This window comes from Actinomadura sp. CNU-125 (assembly GCF_001942465.1).
Taxonomy (GTDB): domain Bacteria; phylum Actinomycetota; class Actinomycetes; order Streptosporangiales; family Streptosporangiaceae; genus Spirillospora.
Genome location: NZ_MKJY01000411.1, coordinates 1 through 3,321, shown reverse-complemented (window position 1 = coordinate 3,321; position 3,321 = coordinate 1). Strand labels below are relative to the sequence as shown.

Here is a 3,321-nt window from a genome sequence, read left to right as displayed (position 1 = left end):
CCGCCGGCGCCGCCCGGTCGGCCCGGCGGCCCGCGACGAGCAGCGCGTCCCGGCCAGCAGCGGCACCCCGCAGACGGCGGCGATCACCCCCGCAGCTCCCCCGCGTCGTCGGTCAGGTCCACGTCCCGGGCGCGGAACAGCGCGGTCACGACGGCGAACCCCATCGCCATCTCCAGCGCCATCACGGTGATCGCCACGAGCACCAGCACCTGGCCGTCCACGACCGGGCGCGACGCCCACCAGAACCCGCCCGCCGCGACCAGAACCCCGTTGATCATCAGTTCGAGGCCCATCATCAGCATCACGATCGACTGCTGCGACAGCGCCCCGTACAGGCCGACGCAGAACAGCGCCGCCGCGACGACCAGGAACGCCTCAAGCGTCATCGCCGTACCGCCCCGACTTCAGCGCCAGCACCACGGTCGCGATCATCGTCGCCAGGATGGCGACGCCGATCACCATCATCACCAGCATCTTCGAGCCCATGATCGCCTCGCCGAGCGCGACCGCCGGGTCGCCCGGCCGGCGCCCCGCCCGGCCGGGCCACGGGACGGCGATGATGCCCGCGACCATCGCCGCGAACGCCGCCCCCGCGATGACGGCCGCGCCCCGCCGGTTGTGCAGCATCGACATCGGCATCAGCCCGGCCGGGTTCATCATGTACATGACCATGAAGACCGCCATCACCAGCATCTCCATGATCATCATCAGCACCACCAGGACGCCCAGGTAGTGCAGGCCCGCGAGCAGCAGGAGGCCGCCCGTGCACACGAACGACGCCAGCAGCGCGAACGTCGCCCGCGCCATCGAGTCGACGGTGAACACCGCCACACCGAACGCCGTGGCCGCGGCGCCCAGGACCCAGACCATTCAGACCACCACGATTCCCACGACGAGCATCTGCAGCAGCACGGCGGGGATCAGCACCGTCCACGCCGCCGTCATGAACCGCTCCATCCGCAACACCGGCAGCCGCCGCCGCGTCCACACCAGCAGCGCCAGCACCACTGCCGTCTTCAGCACCGACCACGCCCACCCCGGCAGCCCCGGACCCGCGCCGCCCCCGAGGAACAGCGGCACCGACGCCGCCGCCGCGACCGCGAGCAGCCCGTACCGTCCGGCGAAGAACACCAGCCGATCCGCGCCCGACAGCTCCAGAGCGGCTCCCCCGGCCACGTCGTCGCCCACCGGATGCCCGAACGGCCCCCAGAACGACATCGCCAGGGCCGACACCAGGTACACCGCGAACGCCACCGGCATCCAGACCCCGAACCACAGGCCGTCCTGCGCCGCCGCGACCTCCCGGAAATCCAGCGAATGCGCCGCGAGCGCCGCCGTGATCAGCGCGAACATGTGCGGCAGCTCGTACGCGAGCCCCTGCGCGAGGAACCGGTAGCCGCCCACGAGCGCGAACGCCGAGTTCGTCCCCCACCCCACGAGCCACACCGCCGCCCACGCGACGACCTCCAGCGCGTTGAACCACACGACGCTCACCGGCACCCCGGCCGCGACGCCGCCGCCCACCGGCACCACCGCCGCCGCGGCCGCCCGCCGCGACCGGCAGCACCACCACGCCGACCCGCATCAGCAGCACGACGCGACCGGACGGTCGTCCGCCGCGCGGGTCGTCGCAGGCGCGCCGCCTCCCGCAGCGGCGCGTCCCACGACCGTCCGCCGAGCACCGCGTCCAGCGCGGCCGCCGCCACCGCCAGCGCCCCCAGCACCGCGACCTCAGCCATCGACGTCCACGCTCGCCACGATCAGCCGCGCCCGGCCGAGCTCCTCGCCCGCGACCAGCCCCGGCAGGACGTCCACCGGCTCCGCGCCCGCGGCCGCGCCGCCGCCGATCTCGGCGAGCCACGCGACCAGCCGGTCATGCACGTCCGCGCCGTCCCGCACCCCGACCCCCCGCGTCATCCAACAGCGTCCACGACCGCCTCGACCCGCCGCCGGAACGCCGCGAACCCCGCCGCGAACCCGTCGTCCCCGCCGAGCGCCGCGTCCCGCAGAACCTCCGCACGCTCCGCCGCACCGTCCCACCCGGCGACCCGCAGCAACCGGGCCACCGCGTCCAGCCGCCGCGCCGCCCGCCGCTCCCCCCAGAACCCCGGCGCCGACTCGACCACCGTCACCCGCGCGTCCCGGACGACATCGCCCTGCAAGGCCACGTCGAGCCGCACGCCCGCCGGCCAGTCCGGCAGGACGGGCCCGATCGGCACGTGCAGGACATCGAGCTTCAGCCCGTCCCGGTCGTCGCCCCGATCGGCCATGCCGACGTCGCCGAGATCCGGAGGCGCGGCGGGACCGGCGTCCTCCCCCGCCCCATCGAGCCCCGACATCCGCCGCCGCGGTCCCGGCATCGACCGCCACACCGCGTCGATCGCCCGCTCCAGTTCCGGCCCCGGACGCCCGCACACCACCAGCAGCCCGGTCTCCCCCGCGACCCGGCCCGCCGCCACCCGCGCGCCCGCAGCCCCGCCTCGACGTCCAGCCGCGCGCCCGTCCCGTCCGCCGCCGAAACGACGAACGCCCGCGGCGTCCCGTACCTCCGGAGCATCGCGGTCACGTCCACGGCGACATTCCCTTTAGTGCGCTGTCAAGAAGCCCCGCGACCAAAACGGGCGAGAAATGCATCGACACTTCCGTCACACCCATCGCAACGCCCCCTCGCGCCACGCGTAGAGGACGCCCACCAACAGCAGGGCGAGGAACAGGAACATCTCCACGACCGCTTTCACGCCCACCGACGCGACGACCAGCGCCCACGGGTACATGAACACCATCTCCATGTCGAAGGCCAGGAACAGCATCGATACCGTGTACCAGCGCACGTGATACCGCGACACCGCGTGCTCCCGGGGCGACCCCCCGGAGAGGAAAGGCGCGCTCTCCACAGTCCGCGGCGCCACCAGGACGGACGCCGCGTACACCGCCGCGATGACGGCACCGGCGAACCCGGCCACCGACAGAAGCGCGACGTACGAGGGCATCGCCCCTCCCATCCCGTGACCGATACGGGACGATGTACCTGATCGGCCCGCACCAAAACATGCGAGCCGACGCGGGCACTTCCTACGCTTGACCGAGTTTCCGTACACTTCGCTTTTGTGCCATCGCAAGGGGGGCGAACGTGAGCACGAATGACGACCGGCGTCCCTCCGACGCCCCACCGCCCAGCTGGGGCCGTGTTTCCGACGGCACCGAGGACGACAAGCTGGTGGCGAGCTGGCGCACGTCCCGAGACCGCGCCGCGCCCCCACCGCCCGCCGCCCCGAGCGGCACGGCCCCCACGCGTCCCAACCCCCTCCCCCGCAAAGCGCC

At 73.6% G+C, this 3,321-nt stretch carries 8 protein-coding genes; 1 reads left to right on the top strand and 7 read right to left on the bottom strand.

Annotated elements, in window-relative coordinates; all coding sequences use genetic code 11:
• Nucleotides 1–83: 83 nt before the first annotated feature.
• From nuoK to BJF79_RS35410, 7 genes are all read right to left on the bottom strand, one after another.
• Nucleotides 84–386 (bottom strand): NADH-quinone oxidoreductase subunit NuoK, encoded by a 303-nt coding sequence (gene nuoK / locus BJF79_RS35435; RefSeq protein WP_075903980.1) that lies wholly within the window; start codon nt 384–386, stop codon nt 84–86.
• The gene (locus tag BJF79_RS35430) at nt 376–870 is read right to left on the bottom strand and encodes an NADH-quinone oxidoreductase subunit J (protein WP_075903978.1); all 495 of its coding nucleotides are present in this window, start codon (nt 868–870) and stop codon (nt 376–378) included. The genes nuoK and BJF79_RS35430 overlap by 11 nt, the downstream gene beginning before the upstream one ends.
• The gene (locus BJF79_RS35425; protein WP_262403047.1) at nt 871–1,524 is read right to left on the bottom strand and encodes an NADH-quinone oxidoreductase subunit H; all 654 of its coding nucleotides are present in this window, start codon (nt 1,522–1,524) and stop codon (nt 871–873) included.
• A complete protein-coding gene (locus tag BJF79_RS63225; protein WP_143220674.1) occupies nt 1,491–1,739 on the bottom strand; it encodes a hypothetical protein in 249 nt (82 codons plus the stop codon). Before BJF79_RS63225 ends, BJF79_RS35425 begins: the two co-directional genes overlap by 34 nt.
• A complete protein-coding gene (locus BJF79_RS63220; protein ID WP_075903976.1) occupies nt 1,732–1,917 on the bottom strand; it encodes a hypothetical protein in 186 nt (61 codons plus the stop codon). Before BJF79_RS63220 ends, BJF79_RS63225 begins: the two co-directional genes overlap by 8 nt.
• A complete protein-coding gene (locus tag BJF79_RS63215; RefSeq protein ID WP_075903974.1) occupies nt 1,914–2,459 on the bottom strand; it encodes a hypothetical protein in 546 nt (181 codons plus the stop codon). Before BJF79_RS63215 ends, BJF79_RS63220 begins: the two co-directional genes overlap by 4 nt.
• 186 nt (nt 2,460–2,645) lie before the next feature.
• Entirely contained in the window at nt 2,646–2,990 is a 345-nt protein-coding gene (locus tag BJF79_RS35410; protein WP_083734490.1) for an NADH-quinone oxidoreductase subunit A, read from the bottom strand.
• Nucleotides 2,991–3,130: 140 nt separating this feature from the next.
• On the opposite strand from BJF79_RS35410, the gene BJF79_RS63210 reads away from it, so the two are divergent.
• A partial coding sequence (locus BJF79_RS63210) for a hypothetical protein (protein ID WP_262403046.1) occupies nt 3,131–3,321 on the top strand: 191 nt, incomplete at its 3' end.